General features: G+C 58.9%; 22 protein-coding genes. 10 read left to right on the top strand and 12 right to left on the bottom strand.

The genetic code is table 11. The annotated features are described in order from the left end of the window. Positions 1-6: 6 nt before the first annotated feature. Entirely contained in the window at positions 7-1,473 is a 1,467-nt protein-coding gene (gene bepA, locus FKM52_RS09665; RefSeq protein ID WP_141175995.1) for a beta-barrel assembly-enhancing protease, read from the bottom strand. Positions 1,474-2,180: 707 nt separating this feature from the next. Between bepA and FKM52_RS09660 the strand changes: the two genes are divergently transcribed. The 3 genes from FKM52_RS09660 to FKM52_RS09650 all read left to right on the top strand — a co-directional run bounded on the left by FKM52_RS09660 (position 2,181) and on the right by FKM52_RS09650 (position 4,366). Next, a complete protein-coding gene (locus tag FKM52_RS09660) occupies positions 2,181-2,456 on the top strand; it encodes a hypothetical protein (RefSeq protein ID WP_141175994.1) in 276 nt (91 codons plus the stop codon). Positions 2,457-2,506: 50 nt separating this feature from the next. Further along, a complete protein-coding gene (locus FKM52_RS09655) occupies positions 2,507-3,112 on the top strand; it encodes a DsrE family protein (protein ID WP_141175993.1) in 606 nt (201 codons plus the stop codon). Positions 3,113-3,304: 192 nt separating this feature from the next. Then, on the top strand, positions 3,305-4,366 hold the full coding sequence (locus FKM52_RS09650; RefSeq protein ID WP_141175992.1) for an AI-2E family transporter: 1,062 nt from the start codon (positions 3,305-3,307) through the stop codon (positions 4,364-4,366). Positions 4,367-4,401: 35 nt separating this feature from the next. Here the strand turns inward: FKM52_RS09650 and bcp are convergent, their stop codons facing one another. Both bcp and FKM52_RS09640 read right to left on the bottom strand, forming a co-directional pair. Further along, positions 4,402-4,869: a thioredoxin-dependent thiol peroxidase gene (gene bcp / locus FKM52_RS09645; protein WP_141175991.1), complete on the bottom strand. Its 468-nt coding sequence runs from the start codon at positions 4,867-4,869 to the stop codon at positions 4,402-4,404. Continuing rightward, positions 4,847-5,440, bottom strand: coding sequence for a glycine cleavage system transcriptional repressor (locus FKM52_RS09640; RefSeq protein ID WP_141175990.1), 594 nt, complete (start codon positions 5,438-5,440; stop codon positions 4,847-4,849). The genes bcp and FKM52_RS09640 overlap by 23 nt, the downstream gene beginning before the upstream one ends. Before the next feature lie 157 nt (positions 5,441-5,597). On the opposite strand from FKM52_RS09640, the gene dapA reads away from it, so the two are divergent. From dapA to ypfH, 6 genes are all read left to right on the top strand, one after another. Beyond that, positions 5,598-6,476 (top strand): 4-hydroxy-tetrahydrodipicolinate synthase, encoded by an 879-nt coding sequence (dapA, locus tag FKM52_RS09635; RefSeq protein ID WP_141175989.1) that lies wholly within the window; start codon positions 5,598-5,600, stop codon positions 6,474-6,476. A gap of 14 nt (positions 6,477-6,490) precedes the next feature. Further along, positions 6,491-7,525 carry an outer membrane protein assembly factor BamC gene (bamC, locus tag FKM52_RS09630; protein WP_141175988.1) on the top strand — a complete coding sequence of 345 codons (1,035 nt, stop codon included), beginning with the start codon at positions 6,491-6,493 and terminating at the stop codon, positions 7,523-7,525. A gap of 126 nt (positions 7,526-7,651) precedes the next feature. Next, positions 7,652-8,365 carry a phosphoribosylaminoimidazolesuccinocarboxamide synthase gene (purC, locus tag FKM52_RS09625; protein WP_141175987.1) on the top strand — a complete coding sequence of 238 codons (714 nt, stop codon included), beginning with the start codon at positions 7,652-7,654 and terminating at the stop codon, positions 8,363-8,365. A 167-nt stretch (positions 8,366-8,532) separates the two neighbouring features. After that, positions 8,533-9,390 (top strand): KPN_02809 family neutral zinc metallopeptidase, encoded by an 858-nt coding sequence (gene ypfJ / locus FKM52_RS09620; protein ID WP_141175986.1) that lies wholly within the window; start codon positions 8,533-8,535, stop codon positions 9,388-9,390. Between the two features lie 6 nt (positions 9,391-9,396). Further along, the gene (locus FKM52_RS09615; protein ID WP_141175985.1) at positions 9,397-11,385 is read left to right on the top strand and encodes a tRNA(Met) cytidine acetyltransferase TmcA; all 1,989 of its coding nucleotides are present in this window, start codon (positions 9,397-9,399) and stop codon (positions 11,383-11,385) included. Positions 11,386-11,580: 195 nt separating this feature from the next. After that, positions 11,581-12,276, top strand: a complete 696-nt coding sequence (gene ypfH / locus FKM52_RS09610; protein WP_141175984.1) for an esterase — start codon at positions 11,581-11,583, stop codon at positions 12,274-12,276. Positions 12,277-12,315: 39 nt separating this feature from the next. Here the strand turns inward: ypfH and FKM52_RS09605 are convergent, their stop codons facing one another. Genes FKM52_RS09605 through FKM52_RS09595 form a run of 3 tightly spaced genes read right to left on the bottom strand, consistent with a single transcriptional unit; the run spans position 12,316 to position 14,036 of the window. After that, on the bottom strand, positions 12,316-12,504 hold the full coding sequence (locus FKM52_RS09605) for a YpfN family protein (protein ID WP_141175983.1): 189 nt from the start codon (positions 12,502-12,504) through the stop codon (positions 12,316-12,318). 22 nt (positions 12,505-12,526) lie between these two features. Further along, positions 12,527-13,654, bottom strand: a complete 1,128-nt coding sequence (dapE, locus tag FKM52_RS09600) for a succinyl-diaminopimelate desuccinylase (RefSeq protein WP_141175982.1) — start codon at positions 13,652-13,654, stop codon at positions 12,527-12,529. A 1-nt stretch (position 13,655) separates the two neighbouring features. Continuing rightward, a complete protein-coding gene (locus FKM52_RS09595; protein WP_141175981.1) occupies positions 13,656-14,036 on the bottom strand; it encodes an ArsC family reductase in 381 nt (126 codons plus the stop codon). Positions 14,037-14,324: 288 nt separating this feature from the next. On the opposite strand from FKM52_RS09595, the gene ypfM reads away from it, so the two are divergent. Beyond that, positions 14,325-14,384: a protein YpfM gene (gene ypfM / locus FKM52_RS09590; protein WP_141176202.1), complete on the top strand. Its 60-nt coding sequence runs from the start codon at positions 14,325-14,327 to the stop codon at positions 14,382-14,384. A gap of 132 nt (positions 14,385-14,516) precedes the next feature. Here the strand turns inward: ypfM and acrD are convergent, their stop codons facing one another. The 6 genes from acrD to FKM52_RS09560 all read right to left on the bottom strand — a co-directional run bounded on the left by acrD (position 14,517) and on the right by FKM52_RS09560 (position 25,877). Beyond that, complete coding sequence (gene acrD, locus FKM52_RS09585) at positions 14,517-17,636, bottom strand: multidrug efflux RND transporter permease AcrD (RefSeq protein WP_141175980.1); 3,120 nt, start codon at positions 17,634-17,636, stop codon at positions 14,517-14,519. 217 nt (positions 17,637-17,853) lie between these two features. After that, entirely contained in the window at positions 17,854-18,486 is a 633-nt protein-coding gene (locus tag FKM52_RS09580) for a response regulator (protein WP_141175979.1), read from the bottom strand. Positions 18,487-18,548: 62 nt separating this feature from the next. Further along, positions 18,549-20,240 (bottom strand): nitrate/nitrite two-component system sensor histidine kinase NarQ, encoded by a 1,692-nt coding sequence (narQ, locus tag FKM52_RS09575; protein ID WP_141175978.1) that lies wholly within the window; start codon positions 20,238-20,240, stop codon positions 18,549-18,551. Positions 20,241-20,378: 138 nt separating this feature from the next. Then, entirely contained in the window at positions 20,379-21,716 is a 1,338-nt protein-coding gene (locus FKM52_RS09570) for an alginate export family protein (RefSeq protein ID WP_141175977.1), read from the bottom strand. 17 nt (positions 21,717-21,733) lie between these two features. Further along, the gene (locus tag FKM52_RS09565) at positions 21,734-24,037 is read right to left on the bottom strand and encodes a phosphotransferase (RefSeq protein ID WP_160249844.1); all 2,304 of its coding nucleotides are present in this window, start codon (positions 24,035-24,037) and stop codon (positions 21,734-21,736) included. Next, entirely contained in the window at positions 24,024-25,877 is a 1,854-nt protein-coding gene (locus FKM52_RS09560) for an ABC transporter ATP-binding protein (protein ID WP_141175975.1), read from the bottom strand. Before FKM52_RS09560 ends, FKM52_RS09565 begins: the two co-directional genes overlap by 14 nt. Positions 25,878-25,887: the final 10 nt, after the last annotated feature.

Here is a 25,887-nt window from a genome sequence, read left to right as displayed (position 1 = left end):
CCCTTATTAACGTCCTTTCTGATACTGGCGAAAGCGCTGCTGCAGCTGGCGTAGCTGATCGATGCGCGCGTCATAGCGCGCCTGCTTCAGGCTGCCGAGCGGCACCAGCGCGCCGGCGCTGCCCAGCGTGCTGATCGCCTGATCGAGCTGCCCAGCCAGCGCCAGACTTTCGGCCCGCGCTGAAAGCTCTTCATCGCGCAGGTTTTGCGCCGCCGACGCCTGCGCCAGCAGTTCCCAGCCGTTGCCGTCATCCGGGTGCGCCCAGGTATAGCGATGTAGAATGCGGCTGGCGGCGGCGGGCTGTTTTGCTTGCAGCAGGGCGTTCGCCAGATTGAGCTGTATCACCGGATCGCTGCCGCTGGCTTTGAGCGCCGACAGCCGCTGCACCGCCAGCTGCGGCTGATTCAGCCCGATATCGATATCGGTCATCAGGTCGAGATACCAGACGTTGCCCGGCGTTTTGGCCAGCAGCGGCTCGATGATTTTTTTCGCATTGGCGAAGCTTTTCGCCTCCAGAAACAGCAGCGCCCGCCCGTACTGCGCCGCCTGCTGCTGGCGCTCGTTGCCGTTTGACCACTCGTTCAGCAGATCGTCGCCCAGCTGATTTTTTCCGGTAGCGTACATGCCCAGCGCGCGCGCCTTCGCCATGTAATAGTCCAGCGACGAGTGCGCCACAACGGGACGCATCTGGTTAGCGCGGTTGCGCGCGTCGGCAAGGCGGCTGTCGGGCAGCGGGTGGGTCAGCAGAATTTCGGGAAGTTTAGAGGTGAAGCGCGACTGATCCGCCAGCTTTTGCAGAAAATCAGACATCGCCTGCGGGCTGAAACCGGCGCGCTGCAATACCTGAATGCCGATGCGGTCCGCCTCCTGCTCATTATTCTGGGTAAAGGAAATAATACCCTGCTGCGCTCCGGCCAGCGTACCGGTCAGCCCCGCCATGCCTGCCTGCGGGTTAGCCATCGCCAGCAGAATCGAACCGAGCGCGCCTACCCAGGTGAGCGGCGCGTTGCGCTGCTGATCTTCCATCGCGCGCGCCAGATGGCGCTGGGTAACGTGCGAAATCTCGTGCGCCATTACCGAAGCCAGCTGGCTTTCATCATCGCTGGTGCGGAACAGCGCCGAATGCAGCACCACGTTGCCGCCGAAGAAGGCAAAGGCGTTGATATCGTCGTTGCGGATCAGATAAAAATGAAACGGCGTGCGCACCGAATCGGCATGGGCCACCAGACGCATTCCCAGCTGATTAATGTACTGGTTAAGCAAGGGATCGTTGATTAACGGCGCGCTGGCCCGCAGCTGGCGCACGTAAAAATCGCCCATCTGCAGTTCCTGATTGATGGAGAGGGTGCCGCCAGCGGTAGTCCCGATATCCGGCAGCGAATCGGCGACATCAGCCTGGGAAGGAAGCACGTTGCCCGCCAGCAGCGTGACGATCAGCGAGGCGATGACATTTTTCTTCAAGCGATTGAACATACTTCTTCCCCAGACCAGAGAGTAAAGTTTCGACCGTGCGCGGCTGCGATTGTTCCGACGCTGGCGCAATGCGGGCGCTCAGGGCGCTATCTTAGCGGTCTGAACTACATAAAGGAATGGCTGTTTTAGCAGGGCGCACGCAGGTAAAAACCGCGGCGAAAATGTGAGGTAAATTTCAAAGTTCTGTAAACTTATTCAGAGAAATTGAAAGTGGCACGTTATTTGTTTAGGTAAGTTCTGAAAATATGCCGGCGGTTAACCAGCGCTATTTTTACAAACTTCAGAGAAATTGCTGTTAACGCTATTTTCTGCCCTGACGGTTTTAGCTGAAGGCGGATCGCGAACTGACGTTATTTCTAATAAGCGCTTCGTTAAATTAGTTCCGTCTCTGATTGCAGTTAAGGTGATTAAAACGGCCGTTGGGCGCCGTTATTCTTTTTTTGGCTGGCGTTGGCGCCGGCCGTTTTCTCTCAGTTTATTCTTAATGCTTATCGCCATTAATAAATCGGCCTTTACGACAGCTTACTAAAGAAAAAGCCGCCAGTTGTCTTGCGGCATTATTTCCGCCGGTAATGATGGCGTTAAGAGCGCTGCGTAAGCAGTATTTCCCGCCTGCGACTCTGTGATATAGATGAAAAAGGCCGCGAGGAACCAGAGTCAACCCTCTGCCGGCCGCCTGCTGAATATTCATCCGGAGAGACGTAAAAATGCGTGCTGCAGTAAGCTGTTTTTTCATTGCTGTCGTTGGCGGCGTGACAGGCGTTGGGCTGGCTACAGGTCTGGCGTTTATCGCTCAAGCCGCCGCGCATTTTTATTTTGTCAGGGAGCCTGCCGGCTTGCGGCCGGTTTCCGCCGTCAGCGGCGCTGGAAAAATAGATTTCCGTTTCCACAATTTTCAACATGACGGGATCCGTTCAGTCGTGTATGCCTTGTTCCGCCCTGCGACGGTATCAACCCTGGGTCATGCCCTGCGGCAAATGTAACAGGTTCAGTTTTTTATCACTAATACCCTCTTTTAAAGGAGTGCTTTTTTATGCGTCCCGTTTCTTATATCGTCGTCGCGGCACTGGCCGGTTTTATTGGCGGCAACGTGCTTCAGGCGCCAGAGCTTTACGATAAAGTCACGCATCACTTGAGTGAAAAACCGGAGCCAGCTGATTTCTGGTCAACGCCGGCGATTAGCGGTTATGGCAAAATTCATTATGTCGATACGCCTGCTTATAATCCGCGTAACGATCCTAATCTCAGCAATAAAATTGTTTTTCAGCTGAATAAAAACGATGGCGACATTAAAGATCCGCATTTGGGGCTGGAGCGCGTCGCGCGCGTGGTAAATCTTTACTATGCCGCCGGTATTCCGCTGAAGAAGCTTGATTTTGTCGTGTCGATGAACGGCGATGCGGTGATCGCCGCGCTGAATAACGAGCAGTTCCACAAGGCTTACGGTATTGATAACCCGAATCTGAAAATGATTAGCGAGCTGGAAAAGGCGGGCGTGAAGGTATCGGTTTGCGATCAGTCGGTCGCTTTCCACCATATTGATCGTGAGTGGATTGATAAATCCGTTACCCATACCATTTCCAGCGGTACGACGGTAGCGACGCTGCAAAACCAGGGCTACGCGCTGCTGATGCTCTGAGTTACAGCGACGCCCCTGATTCATGCCGCCTGCCTGTCGGCGCCCAGAGAATGACACGCCTGCGGGCGTGTTATTTTTGCGCAAATAATCCATTAATTTGCTCCGGCGAATAGTTCGCATTCAGGTAATCCTGTCTTCTCTCGTGCAATTCAGTACAATCATCAGCCTTGTTAAAACAGGGAAGGGAACGCCATGCTGGCTCTTCTGATTCAGTGGTATCGCCGTCGCTTTAGCGATCCGGAGGCCATTGCTCTGCTGGTAATTCTGCTGGCGGCTTTTTTTATACTATTCTTTTTTAGCGATCTGCTGGCGCCGTTGCTGGTGGCGCTGGTGCTGGCCTACCTGCTGGAGTGGCCGACGGTGCGCCTTGAGCGGCTTGGCTGTTCGCGCAGCTGGGCGACCACTATCGTGCTGGCGCTTTTTGTCGGCGTGCTGCTGCTTTTTGTGCTGGTGGTGGCGCCGGTTGCCTGGCAGCAGGGAATTAATCTGCTGCACGATATGCCCAACATGCTGAATAAGCTGTATCTCTTTTCCGCCGGGCTGCCGGCGCGCTTTCCGGCGCTGGCCGACGCCGGCATTGTCGATATCGTTATCGATAACCTGCGCAGCCGCCTCTCCGGCGTCGGCGAATCGGTAGTGAAATATTCGCTGGCCTCGCTGGTCGGCCTGATTACGCTGGCGATCTACCTGGTTATTGTGCCGCTGATGCTGTTCTTTCTGCTGAAGGATAAGCAGCAGATGCTGGATGCGGTGCGCCGCATCCTGCCGCGCAACCGTGGGCTGGCGGGGCAGGTCTGGAGCGAGATGAATCAGCAAATTACTAACTATATCCGCGGCAAGGTGCTGGAGATGGTGGTGGTCGGCGTCGCGACCTGGATCGCTTTTTTAGTGCTGGGCCTTAACTATGCGCTGCTGCTGTCGGTGCTGGTAGGGTTTTCGGTGCTGATCCCCTATATCGGCGCGCTGGCGGCAACGCTGCCGGTTATCTGCGTCGGGCTGTTTCAGTGGGGGCTGGGCAGCGATTTCTGGACGATGATCGCGGTGTACCTGATTATCCAGGCGCTGGACGGCAACGTGCTGGTGCCGGTGCTGTTTTCCGAAGCGGTTAATCTGCATCCGCTGGTGATTATCCTGGCGGTAGTGATTTTCGGCGGCCTGTGGGGCTTCTGGGGCGTCTTTTTCGCTATTCCGCTGGCGACGCTAATTAAGGCGGTAGTGCACGCCTGGCCGGATACGCCGCGCGTAGAAGAGTAACAGACGTGGTGGCGTCCGGGACGCCACGCGTTGCTTCAGGCCGATTTCAGATAATCCATGACGATGTCGTAATGGTTGCTGGTTTTAAAATCATCGAAGACTTTTTCAATTTTACCTTCGGCATCGATCAAAAAGCTGATGCGATGGATGCCGTCATAGGTTTTGCCCATAAAGGTTTTTTCTCCCCAGACGCCGAATTGCTCGCTGACCTGATGATCCTCATCAGACAGCAGCGTAAAGTTCAGCAGCTCTTTTTCAGCGAAGCGCGACAGCTTTTCCGGCTTATCGGTACTGATTCCCACCACATCGACGCCTGCTTTTTTCAGCTCATCCATATTGTCGCGCAGACCGCATGCCTGCACGGTACAACCGGGCGTCATCGCTTTGGGGTAGAAATAGACCAGTACGCGCTGTCCCTGGAAGTCGGTCAAATTTACTTGTTCGCCATCCTGATCGGGCAAGCTAAATTTCGGTGCGGTATCACCGGCTTTCAGTGGATTCATTACTACTCTCCATTTTTTCGTCATGCTGTGGATAATTCACAACGCTAATAGTGCCCTGTGCATCAAGTTCTGTACATAGGGCATGAAACGCCTGCTCAATTAATGTTGCGTCCCGGTGCGCCGGACTGTGGGCGGTGATCTGAATATAAAGCAACGGCGGGCGATTTTCTTGCGCTGGCTGCGTACGTGAGACCAGCTCTGCGATATGCATTTGATGTGAATCAAACAGATCGGTAAATCGCTCAATAATGTGTGGCGAATCATTTACCTCTACCTGTACCCAGACGGTTTCCGGCATGGCGGGACGGATAGCGGCATTTGTGCGCTTCATCACAATCAGCAGCTCCATTTCGGCGCCTTTCAGCGGCAACGTCGATTCGATCTGCGTGATGGCGTTCCAGCTGCCGGAAAGCAGCATAATAAAGGTGAACTCATCGCCCAATAGCGCCAAGCGGCTATCTTCAATATTACAGCCGCAGCTGCTGACATGGCGGGTAATGGCATTGACAATGCCTGGACGATCAACGCCCAGCGCCGTAATGACCAGAAAGTGTTGCGGTGACTGCGGCAAAATTAATTTTCCTGTCGGATAAGATGATAAGTAATAGTTATAACGCGTAGGAAAACATAAAAAATACCCTCTGCCAAGCGCTCCCGGCCTCTGTTTGCTTGCTTTTCCACGCCGGTCAAACGTACCATGAACTACTTGTTTGTCGAGGGGATGGCCAATGTTCACGGGAAGTATTGTTGCGCTCGTTACGCCAATGGATGATAAAGGTAATGTCTGCCGTACGAGCCTGAAAAAACTGATTGATTATCATGTCGAGAGCGGAACTTCCGCTATCGTTTCTGTGGGAACCACCGGCGAATCCGCGACGCTGAGCCATGACGAACACGGCGACGTGGTCATGATGACGCTTGACCTCGCCGACGGCCGTATTCCGGTGATTGCCGGCACCGGCGCTAATGCTACCGCCGAAGGCATCTCTCTCACTAAACGCTTTGAGAACAGCGGCGTTATCGGCTGTCTGACCGTAACGCCGTACTACAACCGTCCTACTCAGGAAGGGCTGTACCAGCACTTTAAAGCTATCGCGGAAAGCACCAGCCTGCCGCAGATGCTGTATAACGTGCCGTCGCGCACCGGCTGCGATATGCTGCCCGAAACGGTGGCGCGCCTGGCGCAGATCGAAAATATTATCGGAATCAAAGAGGCAACCGGGAACTTATCGCGCGTTAGCCAGATCCAAGAGCTGGTTGATGATACGTTCGTACTGGTCAGCGGCGATGACGCTACCGCGCTCGATTTTATGCAGCTGGGCGGCCACGGCGTGATTTCCGTTACGGCGAATATCGCCGCGCGTGAAATGGCGGAGCTGTGCCGGCTGGCGCGCGCGGGCGAATTCGCTGCGGCGCGTCGACTTAACCAGCGCCTGATGCATCTGCATCAGAAACTGTTTGTTGAACCTAATCCTGTTCCGGTGAAATGGGCCGCGAAGAAACTGGGATTAATCGCGACCGATACCCTGCGTCTGCCAATGGTTCCGTTATCCGGGGCGGCGAGTCCGGTTGTGGAGCAGGCGCTGAAAAACGCGGGTCTGCTGTAATTTAGGGAGAATTGATGGCTTATTCAGTAAACAAGTCCACGCTAGCGACTATCGTAGGGCTATCCACGGCGATGCTGCTTGCAGGCTGCTCCAGCGATCAGCGCTATAAGCGCCAGGTCAGCGGCGATGAATCCTATCTGCAGGCGGCTGAGCTGCAGGATTTGCGCGCGCCGGCAGGCATGATTTTGCCGCTGCAAAACGGGGACTATGACGTACCGCGCGTCGCCGGCAACGGCGCGGTTGGCAAAGAGCTGGATATTCGTCCGCCAGCGCAGCCGCTGGCGCTGTTGAACGGCGCGCGCGCGCAGTTTAACGGCAACAGCGGCGTATTGATGATGGAAAACAGCCGCAGCGGCTCCATCTGGCCGCAGGTGGTGAACGTGCTGCAGTCTTATCATTTCCCGATCGCCAGCCGTCAGGACGCCAGCCAGCAGCTGACCACCGACTGGGTGGAGTGGAATCGCGCAGATGAAGATAACCAGTATCGCGGGCGCTATGAGATCAGCGTGCAGCAGCAGGGCTATCAGCAGGCGCTTACCGTGAAGCTGGTGCAGCTGCAGCAGGCGGGCAACGACGTTACCTCGCCGACGCAGATCCAGCGCTATACCGCGCAGATGCTGAACGATATCAGCACCGGCCTGGATAAGATGGAAAGCGCCGCCGCCGATGCCGCCGCCAGCCGCAGCGCCTCGCAGATTAATGTGCAAAGCGGAGCGGACGATACCGGCCTGCCGACGCTGATCCTGCGTGCGCCGTTTAACGTCGTCTGGCAGAAACTGCCTGGCGCGCTGCAGCGCATTTGCATGGAAGTGACCGACAGCAATCGCCCGCAGGGCAGCATGAAGCTCGCTTACAAAGCGCCGGGCGACAGCGTCTGGGATGAAGTTGGCGCTAAAGATCCGCAGCTGCCGAACGGCGACTACACGCTGCAGGTCGGCGATCTGGATAACCGCAGCAGCCTGCAGTTTATCGATCCTAAAGGGCATGTTCTGACGCAGTCGCAAAACGACGCGCTGGTGGCGGTCTTTCAGGCCACGATGAACAAATAACAAAAAAAGGCCGGAAAATTCCGGCCTTTTTTATTTTATCTTTGGCATAATAGCGTGCAGCGACGTAAACGATTGCGTCACCCGGTTATGGCCCTTCACTATCTACCATGTTTGGAGTTTATCAAGATGCAAAAGCTAGCTGAGTTGTATCGCGGCAAAGCGAAAACCGTTTACAGCACCGAAAACCCGGATCTGTTGGTACTCGAATTCCGCAACGATACGTCAGCAGGGGATGGAGCGCGTATCGAACAGTTCGATCGCAAAGGCATGGTGAACAATAAGTTCAACTATTTCATTATGCGCAAGCTGGAAGAAGCGGGCATTCCAACGCAGATGGAAGCGCTGCTCTCCGACAACGAAGCGCTGGTAAAAAAACTGGAGATGGTGCCGGTTGAATGCGTGGTGCGCAACCGCGCGGCCGGATCGCTGGTGAAGCGTCTGGGCGTGGAAGAGGGAATGGTGCTGAACCCGCCGCTGTTCGATCTGTTTTTAAAAGATGACGCCAAACACGATCCGATGGTAAACGAATCCTACTGCGAAACCTTCGGCTGGGTCAGCAAAGAGAATCTGGCGCGCATGCGCGAGCTGACCTATAAAGCCAACGAGGTACTGAGCAAGCTGTTTGATGAGGCGGGTCTGATTCTGGTGGATTTCAAACTGGAGTTTGGCCTGTTTAAGGGCGAAGTGACGCTGGGCGATGAGTTCTCGCCGGACGGCGCCCGCCTGTGGGATAAAAAAACCATGGACAAAATGGATAAAGATCGTTTCCGTCAAAGCCTTGGCGGCCTGATTGAAGCCTATGAAGAGGTGGCTCAGCGCCTGGGCGTGAAGCTCGACTAACTCCTCCGTACCGGTCGGCAGGCAGGCGCCGTCGACCGGTTTCCTGACGTTGTGCCCGCTACTTTTTTCCGTTACCCTCCCATCCCGCGCAGCGCGCTCTGGTTATTCAGCGTTGCCGCGACTAGAATTTGCCGTATCCGCCAGTCAGTGAACAACAGGGGAAAGTTATGCGTTGGCAAGGGCGTCGCGAAAGCGACAATGTAGAGGATCGTCGCAGACAGTCACCCTCCATGGGCGGCGGGCGTATGCGTATTCCGCGCGGCAAGGGCGGACTTATCCTGTTGGCGATCGTTATGGTCGCCGGCTATTACGGCTATGATTTAACGCCGCTGCTCACCGGCGGCGAGCCGGTTACCCAGCAGAGCCGCTCGCAAAGCATCAGCCCACAGGATGATGAGGCGGCGAAATTTACCTCGGTAATTCTCGCCACCACCGAGGATACCTGGCAAAAACTGTTTAACCAGATGGGCAAACAGTATCAGCCGCCGCGCCTGGTGATGTATCGCAACGCGACGCGTACCGGCTGCGGCACCGGGCAGTCGGTGATGGGGCCGTTCTACTGTCCGGCTGACGCTACCGTATATATCGATCTCTCTTTTTATGATGAGCTGAAGAACAAGCTGGGCGCCGACGGCGATTTTGCCCAGGGCTATGTGATCGCGCATGAGGTAGGCCATCATGTGCAGAAGCTGCTTGGCATTGAGCCGAAGGTGCGTCAGATGCAGCAGGGCGCGTCGCAGCGCCAGGTCAATCAGCTGTCGGTGAAAATGGAGCTGCAGGCGGACTGCTTTGCCGGCGTCTGGGGGCACTATATGCAGCAGCAGCAGATTCTGGAGCCGGGCGATTTGCAGGAGGCGCTAAACGCCGCCGAGGCGATTGGCGACGATCGTCTGCAGCAGCAGAGCCAGGGGCGCGTTACGCCCGACAGCTTTACCCACGGCACCTCCGGGCAGCGCTACAGCTGGTTTAAGCGCGGCTTCGACGGCGGCGATCCTGGCCAGTGCGATACCTTCGCCAGCCGCTAAAGTCTGATGCTGGAAAACCTCAGCGCTGAGATGCGCCGCAGCGGTATCCGGCGGCTGGCGGTTATCAGCGGCGAGGCGCGCTGGTGTTGCGAACAGGCGCAGCGCTGGCGCGCGACTCTGCCGGGCGACTGGATCACGCTCGGCGAGCGGGACGATCTGCCGGCTGCGCAGCCGCCGGCCGCCCTGCGCAACCTGCTGGGGCAGGAATTTCTGCACGCTATTTTTGACGCGCGCGATGGGTTTCACAGCGAGGCGTTCGCCGCGCTGGCCGGTACGCTGAGCGCCGGAAGCTGGCTGCTGCTGCTGGCGCCGCCCTGGGCCACATGGCCACGCGCGCCCGATAATGATTCGCTGCGCTGGAGCGAAAGCGAAACGCCGATCGCCACCCCGCACTTTATTCACCATCTGCAGCAACGGTTGCTGGCGGATGAGCAGGCGCTTATCCATCTACAGCATCAGCCGTGTCGGTGGCCTGCCGCGCTGGGGCTGAACAGCTGGCGGCCAGGCGGCGCGCAGCAGCAGCGCAGGCTGCTGGCGCAGCTGTTGAGCGCGCATCCCGGCATACATATCCTCACCGCCGCCCGCGGGCGCGGCAAATCGGCGCTGGCTGGAATGCTGATTCAGCAATGGGCGGGAAATTGCCTGGTCACGGCGCCCGCCAAAGTCTCTACCGCGGTGCTGGCGCGCTTCGCCGGCGAGCGCTTCAGTTTTATCGCCCCCGATGCGCTGCTGGCCGCCGAGGCGCCGCCCGCCGCCGACTGGCTGATTATCGATGAAGCGGCGGCGATACCCACCCCGATGCTGCATCGTCTGCTGAGGCGTTTTCCGCGCGTATTGCTTACCACCACCGTGCAGGGCTACGAAGGCACCGGCCGCGGCTTCCTGCTGAAGTTTTGCGCGGCGCTGCCGCAGGCGCATTTTTACCAGCTGGATGAGCCGCAGCGCTGGCGTCAGGGCGATCCGCTGGAGCGCGTGGTTGACGATGCGCTGCTGCTGACGGAGGCGCAGGGAGAAAGCGCGGCGCTGCCGCAGGAGGCGCTCGCTTTTATCCTGTGCGATCGCGCTCGTCATCCTGAACGCCTGTTAAAACTCTATCAACTGTTGACCAGCGCGCACTATCGCACCACGCCGCTCGATTTCCGCCGCCTGCTGGATGCGCCGGGCCAGCAGCTGATTGCGGCGGAAAGCCAGTGCGGCGCCATAGCCGGCGCGCTGTGGCTGGTAGCGGAGGGCGGCCTGTCCGATCTGCTGGCGCAGCAGGTCTGGGCCGGGCTGCGTCGTCCGCGCGGCAGCCTGGTCGCTCAGTCGCTGGCGGCGCATGCCGGTCTGCCGCAGGCGGCGCAGCTGCGCTCCCGCCGCATCAGCCGCATCGCCGTGGCGCCAGGCCAGCGGCGTCGGCGCGTCGGCAGCCGCCTTATTAGCTTCGCCGCCGCGCAGGCGCAGGGGCTGGATTACCTCTCCGTCAGCTTCGGCTTTACCGACGAGCTGTGGCGTTTCTGGCAGCGCTGCGGCTTTACCCTCGCGCGTCTCTCCACGCAGCGCGAAGCGAGCAGCGGCTGCTACAGCGCGATGGCGATACTGCCGCTGAGCCAGGCGGGCCAGCGGCTCAGCCTGCAGGCGGAACGGCAGCTGGCGCGCGATCTCTGCTGGCTACAGCCGCTGATCGATGAGACGATACCGCTGACGGCGGATGAGGATTACCGGCTGAACGAGGCTGACTGGCAGGCGCTGGCGGGTTTTGCTTTTCTCCACCGCGCTTTTGAGGTAAGCCTGCCCGCGCTGGGCAGGCTGCTGCTGGCGACGGAAAGCCGCGGGCTGGCGCTGCATCAGGCGGTTATCCAACGCCGGCCGCCGGGCGAGATAGCCGCCGCGCTGGGCCTCAGCGGGCGTAAGGCGCTGCTGACGCAGTGGCGTGAAGAGGCGCAAAAACTTATGCAGCAGCTGGACGAGGCGCGCAGCCAGCGCTGGCGCCAGGCGCTGGCTGCGCTGTTATAGTAAGAGCATATTCTATTATCCCTTTGATTATTCAGCATCTGTTAACCACGCACGCCTGTCGTTAGATCCATCTGTTATTACTTTCTCCGGCTGGGGCTGCGGGGCTGCGGGATGCTAACGCGCGGGCAACGATAATTGCCTCTGACTCTCGGCTGCGGCTAATCATCTACGCTTAAAGGCGAGGGGGAAAAAATTATGATAACGCATCACTTTGTGGTACAGCGTCCGTCCATGCCGCCGGCGCAGCTGTTTCTGCTTTATCACGCGGCTGGCGATAATCCGGTATCGATGGGAGAGATCGGGCGCTGGTTTGCTGAGGCTTTTCCACAGGCGCTGGTGGTTAGCGTCGGCGGCCCTGAGCCGGGCGCCGGGACGCCGGGGCAGCAGTGGTACAGTGACGCCGGGCCGCAGATAAGCCTGCAACAGCGCGTGGATCGGGCGATGCCGCAGTTTTTGCACTCGGTTGTCGAGTGGCAGCAGCTGAGCGGCGTTGCGCCGGAGGCTACGGCGCTGGTCGGCTTCGCGCAGGGCAGCGTCATGGTACTGGAGGGCTGTAAAGCGCGCCCTGAACTGGCCGGACGCATTGTCGCTTTTAGCGGGCGCTATGCCAGCCTGCCGGAACAGGCGACGGCGAAAACCACTATTCACCTGATTCATGGCGAGGAGGATGAAATCTATCGGGCCGAACATGCGCAGCAGGCGGCGGCGCGTCTGACCTCGTTAGGGGGCGATGTGACGCTGGATATCGTGGCGGATTTGCCGCACGCCATCGATCGGCGCAGCATGGATTTGGCGCTGGATCATCTGCGCTATACCGTGCCGCGCCGCTATTTTGAAGAGGCGCTAAGCAGCGGCAAGCCGCGCGATGAAGATGTGATTACGTTGATATAACAGGAACAGGGAAAGGGGCAGCGGCTGCCCCCGAAAGCGCTATTTCTTTTTCGGCCAGTCGTCTTCATCGTCCCATTTGTCGTTAAAGTCGCGATGGGGCGGCAGCTCTGGCTTATTGGCCAGATATTTTTTAGGATCGATACGTTTCAGATCTTTATAAACGTTGACCATTACGCCAACCAGCAACAGGATGACAATAATCCACCAGTACTCTTTTACCCATTCCATAATGGCTCCTTCTGAGAGACGCTCAGGCGATCAGCTGTTCCATAATACGTTGATACATGCGGCTTAGCAGCTGCAGATCGGACGCCCTGACGCACTCATTAATTTTATGAATGGTGGCGTTTACCGGACCCAGTTCCACAACCTGGGCGCCCATTCGCGCGATAAAGCGTCCGTCGGAGGTGCCGCCCGTGGTCTGTAGTTCAGGCCTGCTTTCAGTATAGTGCTCAACGGCGTTGGTTACCGCATCTACCAGCCGCCCGCGCGACGTCAGGAAAGGCTGACCGGAGAGCTTCCATTCGATAGTGTAGGGCAGCTGATGGCTCTCCAGCAGCGCCTCGACGCGCTGGCGGATAGCGCCATCGGTCAGCTCGGTGCTGAAACGGAAATTAAACTGCACGAACAGCTCGCCGGGGATCACGTTATTGCTGCCGGTGCCGGCCTGGATATTGGCAATCTGCATGCTGGTCGGCGGGAAAAATTCGTTGCCGCGATCCCATTCTGTCGCGACCAGCTCGTTTAACAGCGGCAGGGCGCGATGCACCGGGTTATCCGCCAGGTGCGGATAGGCGACATGCCCCTGTACGCCATGTATCGTCAGGTTGGCGGTGATCGAACCGCGTCGTCCGTTTTTTACCACGTCACCCACCTGCGCCGTACTGGAAGGCTCGCCGACCAGGCAGTAATCGAGCCGCTCATTGCGCGCCATCAGATGTTCAACCACTTTTACCGTGCCGTGGGTGGCGTTCGCTTCTTCATCTGAAGTGATGAGAAACGCCAGCCGGCCGCGATGGTGCGGGTTGGCGGCGACAAAGCGTTCCGCCGCCACGATCATCGCCGCCAGCGATCCTTTCATATCGGCAGCGCCGCGACCGTACAGCATACCGTCGCGGATGGTAGGTTCGAACGGCGGATTGATCCAGCGGCTGATATCGCCGGGCGGCACCACATCGGTATGTCCGGCAAAGGCCAGCGTTTCGCCCTGGCCGCGCCATGCCCAGAAATTTTGCGTATCGGCAATATTGAGCGGCTCGATGGTAAAGCCAATCGCTTGCAGGCGCTCGATCATCAGCGCCTGGCATCCGGCATCATCGGGGCTAAGGGAAGGGCGACGAATAAGCTGCTGCGCCAGCTCAATAACCGGACAAAACATATTATGACTTCTCCTGAAGAAACTGCTGATAGTCGGATTCATTAAAGCCCAGCAGCATAGATCCGTCTGCGGCGGCGAGCAATGGGCGTTTAATCAGGGCGGGCTGCGCCAGCATCAGCGCTTGCGCCGCCGCCGGGCCATCGATTGCCGCTTTCTCCTCCGCCGTCAGCTTACGCCAGGTGGTGCCGCGCGTATTCAGCAGCGCCTGCCAGCCCAGGGTAGCGATAAAGGTTTGCAGCCGCTCCGCCGTCAGGCCGTCGGCGCGGTAGTCGTGAAAACGATAGGGGGCGGATTGTGCGTCGAGAAAGCGGCGCGCTTTTTTTATCGTGTCGCAGTTTTTGATGCCGTAGAGGATAAAGGCGTCAGGAGCTGGGTTTTCCATTACTGTGCTGTCCATTAAACAATAAATCGATAATGAATAATGCATCAGTTAGCGGCAAGAAGCTATGACTCTGTGTCGCCGGCCATTTCAATAAACTATTTTTAATCTACAGAACGGATTTATTAATTGCCGAAGAAAGTAATTAGTTTTGCTGAAATGTGCGTCACTACGCAATTATAAAAAGGCATAAGCTTTTTCCTTAATCTGCCGATAGTAATTACATGGGCAGAGGATTCACTTGCAGAAAAAAGCGGCGTAAAATAAGCGTTAATAACAAGAGAGGTAGGTATGATTGAATCAGAATTGGGGAACTGGAAAGACTTTATCGACGCTATGTTACGCAAGTAAGTATGCTAAATAAAGAGTGGCGTGACGAACACAGCAATCGTCTTTGCAACTGACAGTCCATAATAATAAATAAGGCAGCCGGAATAGCGGCTGCCTTTGTTATTTATGCATTAAACGTGCATACGCAATGCGTTAATTATTTTCCCGCGCCGTGTTTTTCAGCGGAAAGCGTCGCCTGATTAATACAAAAAACAGCGGAACAAAAAATATCGCCAGTAAGGTGGCGGAGAGCATGCCGCCCATTACCCCGGTGCCGACCGCATGCTGGCTGCCGGAACCGGCGCCGCTGCCGATGGTCATCGGCAGTACGCCAAAGATAAAGGCCAGCGAGGTCATCAGAATCGGGCGCAGGCGCTGGCGGCACGCTTCCAGCGTCGCGGCCAGCAGTTCGCCGCCGCGGCTGTTGATATCATTGGCGAACTCGACAATCAAAATCGCATTCTTCGCCGACAGGCCAATAACCGTCAGCAGCCCCACCTGGAAATAGACATCGTTTTCCAGCCCGCGCGCCCAGGTGGCGATCAGCGCGCCCACCACGCCCAGCGGCACCACCAGCATAACGGCGAACGGGATCGACCAGCTCTCATACAGCGCCGCCAGGCAGAGAAAAACCACCAGCAGGGAAAGGGTATAGAGCATTGGCGCCTGCGAGCCGGAAAGCCGCTCCTGCAGCGAGGCGCCGGTCCACTGTAGCCCAACGCCGAGCGGCAGCTGGCTGACCAGCTGTTCCATCGCCGTCATCGCCGTACCGGTGCTTACGCCTGGCGCCGCCTCGCCGACGATCTCCAGCGACGCATAGCCGTTATAGCGCTCCAGCCGCGGCGAGCCGGTTTCCCAGGCGGTGGTGGCGAAGGCGCTGAACGGCACCATGCCGCCGCTGCTGTTGCGCACGTACCATTTGCTGATATCGTCCGGCAACATGCGATATTTCGCCGCCGCCTGCACGTAGACTTTCTTTACGCGCCCGCGATCGATGAAGTCATTGACATAGGTAGAACCCCAGCCGGTTTTCAGCGTGTTATTGATATCGTCAATGGAAACGCCGAGCGCCTGCGCTTTGCGCTGATCGATATCGATACGCAGCTGCGGGCTGTCATCCAGCCCGTTATGGCGCACGCGCGCCAGCCGTGCATCCTGGGACGCCATTGCCAGCAGCCTGTCGCGCATTTGCATCAGCTGCGTATGACCGATACCGGCGTGATCCTGCAGCTGCATATCGAAACCGGCAGAGCTGCCCATGCCGGTAATCGCCGGCGGGCTGCTGGCGATAACGCGCGCTTCCTTAATCTGGCTGAAGGCTTTCGTTGCGCGCTCGATAATGGCGAAAGAGGTGCGCTCGGCATCGGCACGCTCTGCCCAGCTTTTCAGGCGCACAAACAGACGCGCCACATTCTGCCCGTTGCCGCCGGGGCCGGAGCCGACGGTGGCGAAGACGGATTCAATATTTTCCTTTTCCTGGGTCAGATAGTAGTTTTCTACCTTTTCCACCACCTTCAGCGTCTGCTGCTGCGTGGAGCCGGGCGGCAGCTGCACCTGGGTGGTGAAAATGCCGCGATCTTCCAGCGGCAGAAAGGAGGTGGGCAGATGGAAAAAGAACCAGGCCATCGCGCCGATAATCGCCAGGTAGAGCAGCAGCCAGCGTCCCGTCTGGCGCAGGATCTTCGCCACGCCCCGTTCGTAACTCTGGGTGCCGCGCGCAAAGATGCGGTTAAACCAGCCAAAAAAGCCGCGCCGCTGCTGATGTCCCGCCGGAAGCGGTTTGAGCAGCGACGCGCAGAGCGCCGGCGTCAGAATCATCGCCACCAGCACCGAAAGAATCATCGCCGATACCACGGTAATGGAGAACTGGCGGTAAATAGCGCCGACGGTGCCGCCAAAAAAGGCCATCGGCACAAAAACGGCGGAAAGCACCAGCGTGATCCCCACCAGCGCGCCCTGAATTTGCCCCATCGATTTACGCGTCGCCTCGCGCGGCGACAGGCCCTCTTCGCTCATCAGGCGCTCGACGTTTTCCACCACCACTATCGCATCATCTACCAGCAGCCCGATCGCCAGCACCATAGCGAACATCGTCAGGGTATTAATGGTGAAACCGCAGGCGTAAAGGATCGAAAAGGTGCCGAGCAGCACTACCGGCACGGCGATGGTGGGGATCAGCGTGGCGCGGAAATTCTGCATAAACAGGTACATCACCAAAAATACCAGCAGCACCGCTTCCAGCAGAGTTTTTACCACATCGCGGATCGAGGCGGTGACAAAGGGCGTGGTTTCATAGGCTACTTTGGCTTCGAGGCCGTGCGGAAAGTAGCGCGACAGCTCCTGAATGCGGGCGCGTACCAGCCGATCGGTTTCCAGCTCATTGGCGCCGGAGGCGAGCTTAACGCCCAGGCCCGACGCCGCCATGCCGTTGTAGCGGCTGAGATAGTCATACTTTTCCGATCCCAGCGCCACTTCCGCGACGTCGCCTAACGTCACCAGCGAGCCGTCGCGGTTGGTGCGCAGCGCGATCGCCCTGAACTGCTCCGGCGTTTGCAGCAGCGATTGCGAATTGACCGTGGCGTTCAGCGCCTGGTTATCCACCGAGGGCGTGCCGCCGACCTGGCCGACGGCGACCTGGCTGTTCTGCGATTTGATGGCGTTTACCACATCCCCGGTGGTCAGCGCATAGTTAATCAGTTTGTTGGGATCGAGCCAGATGCGCATGGCGTACTGCGAGCCGTAGGCGTCCACCTGGCCGACGCCGCTGATGCGGCTGAGCGGCTCCTGAATATTGCTGGCGACATAGTCAGCGATATCCTGCTTATCCATACTGCCGTCGGTAGAGACGAAGGCGATCATCAGGATATTGCTTTCGCCGGTTTTATTAACCGTCACCCCCTGCTGCTGCACGTCCTGCGGCAGCTTGCGCAGCGCCGACTGGAGCTGATTCTGCACCTGCTGACGCGCCTCATCGGGATTGGTTCCGGCAGAGAAGGTGAGGGTGATGCTCGCCTGGCCGGTACTGCTGCTCTGCGACGACATATACATCAGGTTATCGATGCCGGTCATGCTCTGCTCGATAATCTGCGTAACGGTATTTTCCAGCGTTTGCGCCGAGGCGCCGGGATAGTTCGCGGTAATGCGCACGTTAGGCGGCGCCAGATCGGGATACTGCTCCACCGGCAACGTTTTGATCGCCAGTATGCCGGTCAGGCACAGCATTATTGCCAGCACCCAGGCAAAAATCGGGCGGTCAATAAAAAAATTCGCCATGCAAACGGCACTCCTCAGCGTGATGTAATAAACCGCGGCAAACCTGCCGGCCGCGCGGGCATCGCGACAGGCAAAGTCAGGTTGGGCGGTATTTAAATCGATTCAGTCCGATCGGCTATGCCTAACTTTACGCGCCCGCGAAAGCAGAATCGTGGAGAAAAAGAGGAGAAAATGTAAATTATCGTGGCGAAACCCGATATATCCTTCTGCGCCAGCGTCAGCGGTGTTTATTTTCCAGCCACAGCACGGTAGCGGCCACGCGTGAGCGCACGTCCAGCTTACGTAAAAAGTTACGAATGTGCACCTTCACCGTCTCTTCCGAGATATGCAGCGCCGCCGCGATTTCTTTATTCGACAGGCCGCGCGCCACCTCCTGTAAAACATCAAGCTCGCGTTCGGTTAGCGTCTGGAAGGGGTTAGCGCTGTTGCCGCGAGTGACGAGGTAATCGCGCACCACGCTGCTGTAGACGTTAGCGCCCTGCGCGCCGTCGATAATCTGCTGTAGCAGCAGCTCAGGCTCGCTATCCTTCAGCAGATAGCCATCCGCGCCGGCGTCCAGCATGGCGTAAATATCGCTGCGCGTATCGGAAACGGTCAGTACCAGAATCCGCGCCGCCACGCCTTCATTGCGTAACGCTTTTAGCGTATCCAGCCCCGACATCCCTTTCATATGCAGATCGAGCAGAATAACATCCGGCGACAGCCGACTGGCTTCCGCCAGCGCTTCGGTGCCGTTGTTAGCTTCGGCTACTACGTCAAAACGGTTATTCAGCTCCAGCAGCTGACGAATCCCCCGGCGCATAAGCGGATGATCGTCGACCAGCATCACGGTAAAGTGTCGATTGTCCATGTTACTCCCTGGAGTAGAGCGCCAGCCGCAGCTGGCTTGGGTAAAAAGATTAGTAGGCGGAATTAATCCGTCACCGTTTCGGCCGCGTCGGGAAAGCGCAGCCGCAGCTGTGTTCCCTCATTGGGCGTGGTATCTAACTGTAGGGTGCCGCCCAGCCGCTGCGCCCGTTCATGCATGATCGTCAGGCCATAGTGGCCGGCAGGCTCTTCTACGGTAGCAAGACCGCAGCCGTCGTCGCTGATGGTAATCTGGTGCTCGCCATTTTCCAGCGTGGCGCAGTTTACCTTGATATGGCGCGCATCCGCATGGCGGATCGCATTCAGCACTGCTTCGCGCACAATTTGCAGAATATGCACCTGCTGCTGCGCCGTCAGCGTATCAAAGCCGGAGGCGCAGTGCAGGGCGATCTCCGCTGAGGTCTGCTGCTGCAACGGCGTCAGCATCGCCTGTAACGCCGCGGGCAGACAGGCTTCATCCACCGACAGCCGGAAGGTGTTCAGCAGTTCGCGCAGCTGGCGATAGGCTTCCGCCAGCGCCTGATCGAAATCGCTGATAATCTGCTGCGCCGGCTGCCGATCGGCGGTAATGGTGCGCTTCAGCAGCGTCAGCTGAATACGCAAAAACGACAGCGCCTGCGCCAGCGAGTCATGCAGTTCACGCGCGATAGTGGCGCGTTCCTCCATCAGCAACAGCTGCTGCTGCTGCTTCTGCGCCTGGTGGATCCAGATAGCGCGCGACAGCAGGTTGCTTACGCTCTGCATCAGCGGCGCGGGCGTTTGCTGCTCGCCCTCCTGCCAGCGCAGCTCGCCGCCGGTCTGATTCTCCTGCTGCAGCGCCAGCCGCTGCCAGCTTTTATCCTGCTGCGGCATGCCCAGCGAAACCTGCCAGCCTTCGCCCGCATCCAGCGCCAGCGCGGTCAGCCGGGCGCGGGTAAATACAATTTCCATCACTTCAGTAATGATCGGCCGGCTCAGGCTGCTGACCGCCAGCGCCTGCGAGGCCTCATACAAAATAGTCATGGTTTGGTTGGCGATCATCAAATCCGCCGTGCGGGCCTTAACGGTATTTTCCAGCACGCTGTAGTGCCGCTCCAGCTCGCCGGACATACGGTTAAAGGTATGCGCCAGCAGGCCCAGTTCGTTAGCCAGCGAGGTATCCAGCGGCGGATAGTGAAAATTGCCCTGTTCGATATAGCGGCTGGCGGCCACCAGCTGGTTGAGCGGCTTAACCACCTGACGGCGGATCAGGCGAATAGTCCAGATGGCGAGGGCGAGGATGGCGATAAAGCCCATGGCGCTGGTGATGGCGACCAGCTGCATTTTCCGCTCGGCGTAGCGCTGCAGATCGTAAACGAAGCGATCGATTTCGCCGACGTAGTGCGCCACATGCTGTGAATAGCGCTGCGGCTGATTATTTTTTAAATCGGCCTCCAGCATCGGCCAGGAGAGCTTCAGCTGGCGGTAGCGGCTACGCACGTTTTCCGGCACGTAAAAACGATTCAGATGCTGCAGCACCGGCGCATCCAGCGACTGCTGATAATAGCGCAGATGCGCTTCCAGATCGGGAGAGCGGGTATCTGAATCCCAGGCCAGCCGATAGCTTTGCATCCGCAACGAGCCAGCGAGATTGATCATTTCCGCGTCGCGCAGGCTGCCGGAAAGCGTCAGCAGAGCCAGGCTGGTGGAAAGCACCGACAAAATAACGATGCCAGCCAGCGCGCGGGCGATAGAACTGGTCACTGAACGTTTTAACATGAGAGAAAACAGGTTCGAAAAAGAGAGCAATAATAGCCTGAAACTATCGGGGACGCAGCGGTGCTAAGTCAAATTAGCGGCAGGTTATTAAAACCGGGCGCGCCTGATGCCGCGGAAAGCATCCGGCGCTGCGCGACCTTAAAAAGCGATTTTTAGCTCCACGGCGGCAAAGCTGGCGGGCTGGCTGCGCGGGCTGCTGGCCTTTGATCCTGAGGCGAAGCGCGCCGAGGGCTGGAAAATGCCCAGCCGGGTCTCCAGCTTAACGGATGAGGTTGGCTTCCAGCCGTAGATAAGATCGATGCCATAGCCGAGGCGGCGGGTGGTTTGCCGATCGTATTTGGGGCTTAAGGCGATAGCCTTATTGGCTATTTTTTCCCGTCTTAGCTGGCTGTAATCGTGATAAACCAGATCCAGCGACGCCTTTTTACCAATATTCGCGCCGATGCCGAGGGTGAAGATCTGCAAATTACGCAACAGGGGATCGAGCGTCTCCCCGTAAATTTTAAATTTGGTATCGCCGCCAAATTTAGCTTCGTTGCCCTGCAGCCCCGTCTGGGTATAGTTTTTACTGCTGGCGGTATAGCCGAGGGTAAGATACGGCTTAATCCCGGACATTTTAAAGGCGTAGGTAGCGCCGATATCAAATACGTATCCCTGAATACGATCGCTTTTGTTATGGCCTTTAGCGAAGCCCGCCTCCAGCCAGTGGTTAAATCTTTTCGCCTCTTCGCTGTAAGAGCGAATACCGTAATGGCTCTGGCGAAAGCGATGGTTGCTAACGTTGTGCTGATTAAAACCGTAGAGGCCGATATGCCAGTCATCGGTTAGCTGGCGGCGAAGCAGCACGCCGATGATATTAACCGGATCCGTATTACGGCTGGTGCGATCCATTAAGTCTTTCTGCCACAGATTAACGCGCGCCAGCAGCAGATCGGCCGACCAGTCAACATATTTCCAGCGTAAACCTAAGCCATCCAGATTTTCATCGATCAGCCACTCGCGCTCGTCGCGGTAGAGCCAGCGTCCCAGCTTCCATTCGGTATGGGGAATAACGCGGTCGGTTAAGCGTACCCACGCCTGATTAAGGTTTAGCCTGGTTTGCTTACGGGCGGGCTTCGCCGATTCACGCTTAATCACCCGCTGCCACTCAAGCTCCAGCCCGCCGTCGACGGGGGAGTTTTTCATAAACTGCGCGTTGAGCCGCAGCAGAGGCTCCAGCTCCAGCTTGTTGCTTCTTTTATCGCCGAGGCGTAACCCTTTGTTGCGCAGATTGACCGCCTCCATTTCCGCCGCGAACTGCAGCGCCACGCAGGGCGGCGCGGCGGAGGGTTCCGGGCTGCGCCAGAAAAGGCAGCCTGCGGCGCCTTGCGGGCGAGAGGGCGTTAACGTTGCTTCCTGAGCCTGAGCCTGAGCGATCGGAGCGGCGGCGGCGGAAAGCAGCAGCGCGCCTGAAACCGTCTGTTTAGCTGATATCATCTGATGCGTTTCCCTGATTAGCGACTATTTTCCGCGGCGCCAGGCTGGCAGCCGGTTAGCCGTTCACAATGTTCCAGAAGCGGCAGGGTGGTATGCGCCCGGTCGGGGAAGCGGGTGCTGAGAAAGATATGACGCGCCAGCGACAGCGCGGTAAATCGTTCAATATCTGCTGCGGAAACGCCGGCGCTGTGCGCCAGATAGGCGCGGGTAAACGCCTGCGCGTGGCGATCCAGCGCGGTCGTCGCGCCGTAGCGACGCAGCGCCAGCTCCGCGACGTGCGCCAGATAATTGCCGGCGTCCAGCGCAGCGCAGCTCCGGCTACAGAGATCGAAATCAACCAGCACAACCTGCTGCGGCTGCCGGCGATCGATCATCACCTGATCGGGATAAAAATCACGGTGTACCGGGCGCACCAGCGCCTGAGTTAAGGCGGCCGCCAGCGTTTGGCAGGCATAAAACAGCTGGCTGAGCCGTGCCTGCCATTGCGGGTAGTCGGCGGCGATCTGCTGCAGGCCCGTTTGCAGAACCTTTAATTCATCCTCCAGACTCCACGTGCTGGCCGCCGTCGCCTCAAGCAGCGCCTCGCTCTGCTGCAAAACGGCCAGCGCCTTGCCAACCTGCGCGCCGACGACGGCGAGCTGCGGATGATCGGGCTGGAGCCACTCCGTCAGCGGCGTGGCGTGCACTTTTTCCTGTAGCCACAGCCGCCACTCCGGCAGCGCGGCCAGCGGCTGCGGCACCGCGACGGCCGCCGCCGCGTCGAAGCCGCGTCGCCACAGCGCCTGCTGGCAGCGAAACGCGTGCCTGTCCAGCCCCTTCACGCGATATTTGCCGATGACCGGGCGCGACGTCCCGTCGGGCAGCGTCAGCTGGTATTCAATCAGCGCGCGGCGTCCGGGCTTATGGCGCAGCAGCAGACACTGCTGCAGCCGGCTGCCCGCCGGCAGGCGCAGCGCCTGTAACAGCGGTTGAGCGATGCGCCCCGGATCGACGAGCGGCGCCAGCGTCTCCTGCGGTTTTACCGGCTCGCCGCCGCTCAGCCTTTTTTCCGTCTCTTTCTCCACCAGCTGAGCCGCGCGCGCCAGCAGCGCCTCCGTTTGCTGCGGCCAGTCGGGCGCCCGCAGACGAAAAGGCTCCGTCGCCAGGCAGAGCAGCGCCGAGGCGCTGTGCCAGGCAAGGCCGGCGGGCAGCGATCGCCGCGCCAGGTAGCCGTCCAGCAGGGCGTCGATGGCCTCTGCCGCCTGCTGCGCGTCGGGCAGACCGCTTATCAGCTGCATTTCCAGCCGGGCGCGGAAGCTGGCGATATCCGCCAGCGCGTTGCCGCTGCAGCTGCGATCCCAGTCAATAAAGCGCAGGTCGCCGTCAGCGGTTCTGACAATCTGATCGGCGGAGAAATCGCCGTGCAGCAGCACCGGATGGTTATCGCCGGCGACCAGGTGGCGGCTAATGCGACGCGTCAGCGCCAGAAAGCGATCGGCGCCCGGCGGATAGATCGCGCGAAAGGTATTGAAAACGTCCTGCAGCGTCTGCGCCTCTTCTGCGCCGTGCCGCGCGACCGGCGGCAGAAACGGCGTCTGATGCAGCCGCGCCAGCTCGCCGCCGACGGCGTGAAGCGTTGATCTTTCCAGTCTGGCGCCCGTCTCCGGCGCCAGGCTTTCTCCGGCCAGCCAGTGCGTAGCCAGCGCGCGCCGGCTGCGATCGAAACCGGCGAGAGAGAGATGGCCGAGGGCTGCGCCCAGCGAACAGCCCTGTAAAATGCGTTCGAACTCTCTGGCGTTGGCGATGCGCACCACCGCCTGCGGCTGACCATGCCGGGAGAGCGCGATCACCGCGCGCCGCTCCGGCTTGTAGCGCAGAAAGCGCGGGGTAAAGGCGGAGGCTTCAGCGCTGCCGGGCAGCAGCTGCTGCAGAAAATCCGGTCGTTTTTTTACGTCGATCAGGTCGTTTAGATAGCGAATCGCGAAATCGAACTCCGGGTACTGCAACAGGATAGCCTCGTCGCGCAGCGCCAGCGGAGCGTGGGGATGAGCGGCGGCGATTAACCTCTGGCGGCGCGGGTGCTGCCAGGACTGATGAAAACGCTCCGGCGTCAGCGCCTTGGCATAGCAGAGCTGCTGCCGGCCGTCGGCCAGCGTCAGCGTCAGGCCGACAATGCAGCTGGTGCCCGGTTTATAACGCAGATAGTTGATGGTGAGATCGCGCGTCGCGCCTGTGGCCGAACAGGCGCGCAGCCTGCTCAACAGGCGATGCGGCTCCAGCAGCAGCGCCAGGCCGGGCAGCGCGCTGTCGTTAGCTATCAGCGCGGCATCATGCATATTCATGTTCGTTTCTCGCTTTTTTCGCCGCGTCCGGGGCGGGCTGTTGCTGTAGCTGCCACATTTCCGCATAGCGCCCGTGCTGTTGCAGCAGCTCTTCATGCGTACCCTGCTCGGCAATTTTACCTTCATGGATCAGCAGGATACGCCATGCTTTGGCGGCCAGCGCGAGGTTATGGGTAATGGTTAACGTAGTGCGCTGCCGCATCAGCTGCAGCAGCGCCTGATTGACTTCATGCTCATTTTTGCTGTCCAGCCCGGCGCTGGGTTCGTCAAGGATCAGGAACGGCGTCTGGCGCAGCGCGGCGCGCGCCAGCCCGATACGCTGCCGCTGTCCGCCCGACAGCGTGGCGCCGAACTCGCTTAGCACGGTGTCGTAACCGTGCGGCAGCTGCATAATAAAATCGTGCGCGTTAACCAGGCGCGCCGCGGCGATCAGCTCCTCGTCGCTAACCGGCTGATGCGCCGCCAGCACGATGTTCTCCCGCACCGAGAGGCCGAACAGCAGGTTTTCCTGAGGTACGTAGCCGGTCTGCTGGCGAATGCTGCTGACGCTAAACTGACTGATATCGCGGCCGTCAAAGGTGATGCTGCCGGAATCGGGGGTGCAAAGGCGCAGCAGCAGACGGCTCAGCGTGGATTTGCCCGCGCCGGAAGGGCCAACCACGGCAACGGATTTGCCCGCCGGAATGGTAAAGCTGATGCCGCGTAACACCGCCTGTTCCGGCGCTGACTCCCGATAGGAGAACCAGACGTTTTCCCAGCGGATGGTAACGGGCGTCGCCGGCAGCGTCAGCGCGTCAGGGCGATCGATAATCTCAGGCGGCTGGCGCAGCAGTTCGGTAATGCGTTCGGCGGCGGTAAGCGCCTTCGCCAGGCGCCCGGTATATTTGGCGTATTCGCGGATCGGGCGAAAAGCATTTTTAAGATAGGAAAGGAAAATCAGCAGCTCGCCTGGCGACATGCGGTTAAACAGCACATCGTGCGCCCCGTTCAGCAGAACGATCGCCGTAGCGAACGCAATCAGCAATTCGGTTTTGCGCTCCAGCCCGGCGGAGAGGCGCTTGGCCTGTACGTTATGTTGCAGGCTTTGTCCGTCATTGCCGTTAAAGCTGCGCTGGGTAAGCTCCTCCAGCGACAGCGCCTGCACCGTGGCGATGCCGCTCATATATTCAGCGACTTTAGCCGCCAGCTGACCTTCGCGCTTGCGCTGCACCCGGCTGACGTCACGGATCTTTTTGCCGGAGCGGCGGCTGCTCCAGAGTAAGAGCGGCATCGGCAGCAGAGCGATCAGCGTCAGCTTCCAGTCAAGAAACAGCATCACGCTGAACATGCCGATCAGCACGATAATGCTGGAAAGCAGCGGCATCAGGGCGGTCACCGCCACCTCGCGCAGCATGCCGATATCGTTGCTCAGGCGGATAGTGAGATCGCCGGTTTTGTAGCGCCGGTGGAAAGAGAGGGGCAGGCGCAGCAGATGCGCGAAGAGATCGCGCCGGACCGCGCTAAGCACATGGCTGCCGGCCACCGCCAGCCCTATGGTGCTCCAGTAGCCGATCGCCGCCTTTAGCGCCGCGATAACCAGCACGCTGGCGCCGCAGAACCAGAGCCAGGCGCTAACGTCCCATTGCGCAATCGCGGCTATCCGGCTGTGAATCTTGTCGCCCGATAGCGCCTCCATTATCAGATCGATAGCAAAGGATAGCGGCCAGGGTTCCAGCAGGCGGATCAGCGCGCTGAGCAACAGCGCTAAAAACGCGCCGCAGAGCCGCCCCCGCTGCTGGCGCAGATAGGGCAGAAAAATGCGTAACAGGCTGAGTTTGTCGTCAGGACTTTTTTCTTGCATGTCGTTTTAT

The sequence above is a fragment of the Mixta tenebrionis genome, assembly GCF_006517625.1.
Classification (GTDB): domain Bacteria; phylum Pseudomonadota; class Gammaproteobacteria; order Enterobacterales; family Enterobacteriaceae; genus Mixta; species Mixta tenebrionis.
Note: the sequence above shows the minus strand (reverse complement) of the source record. Positions and strands in the feature narration are given on the sequence as shown.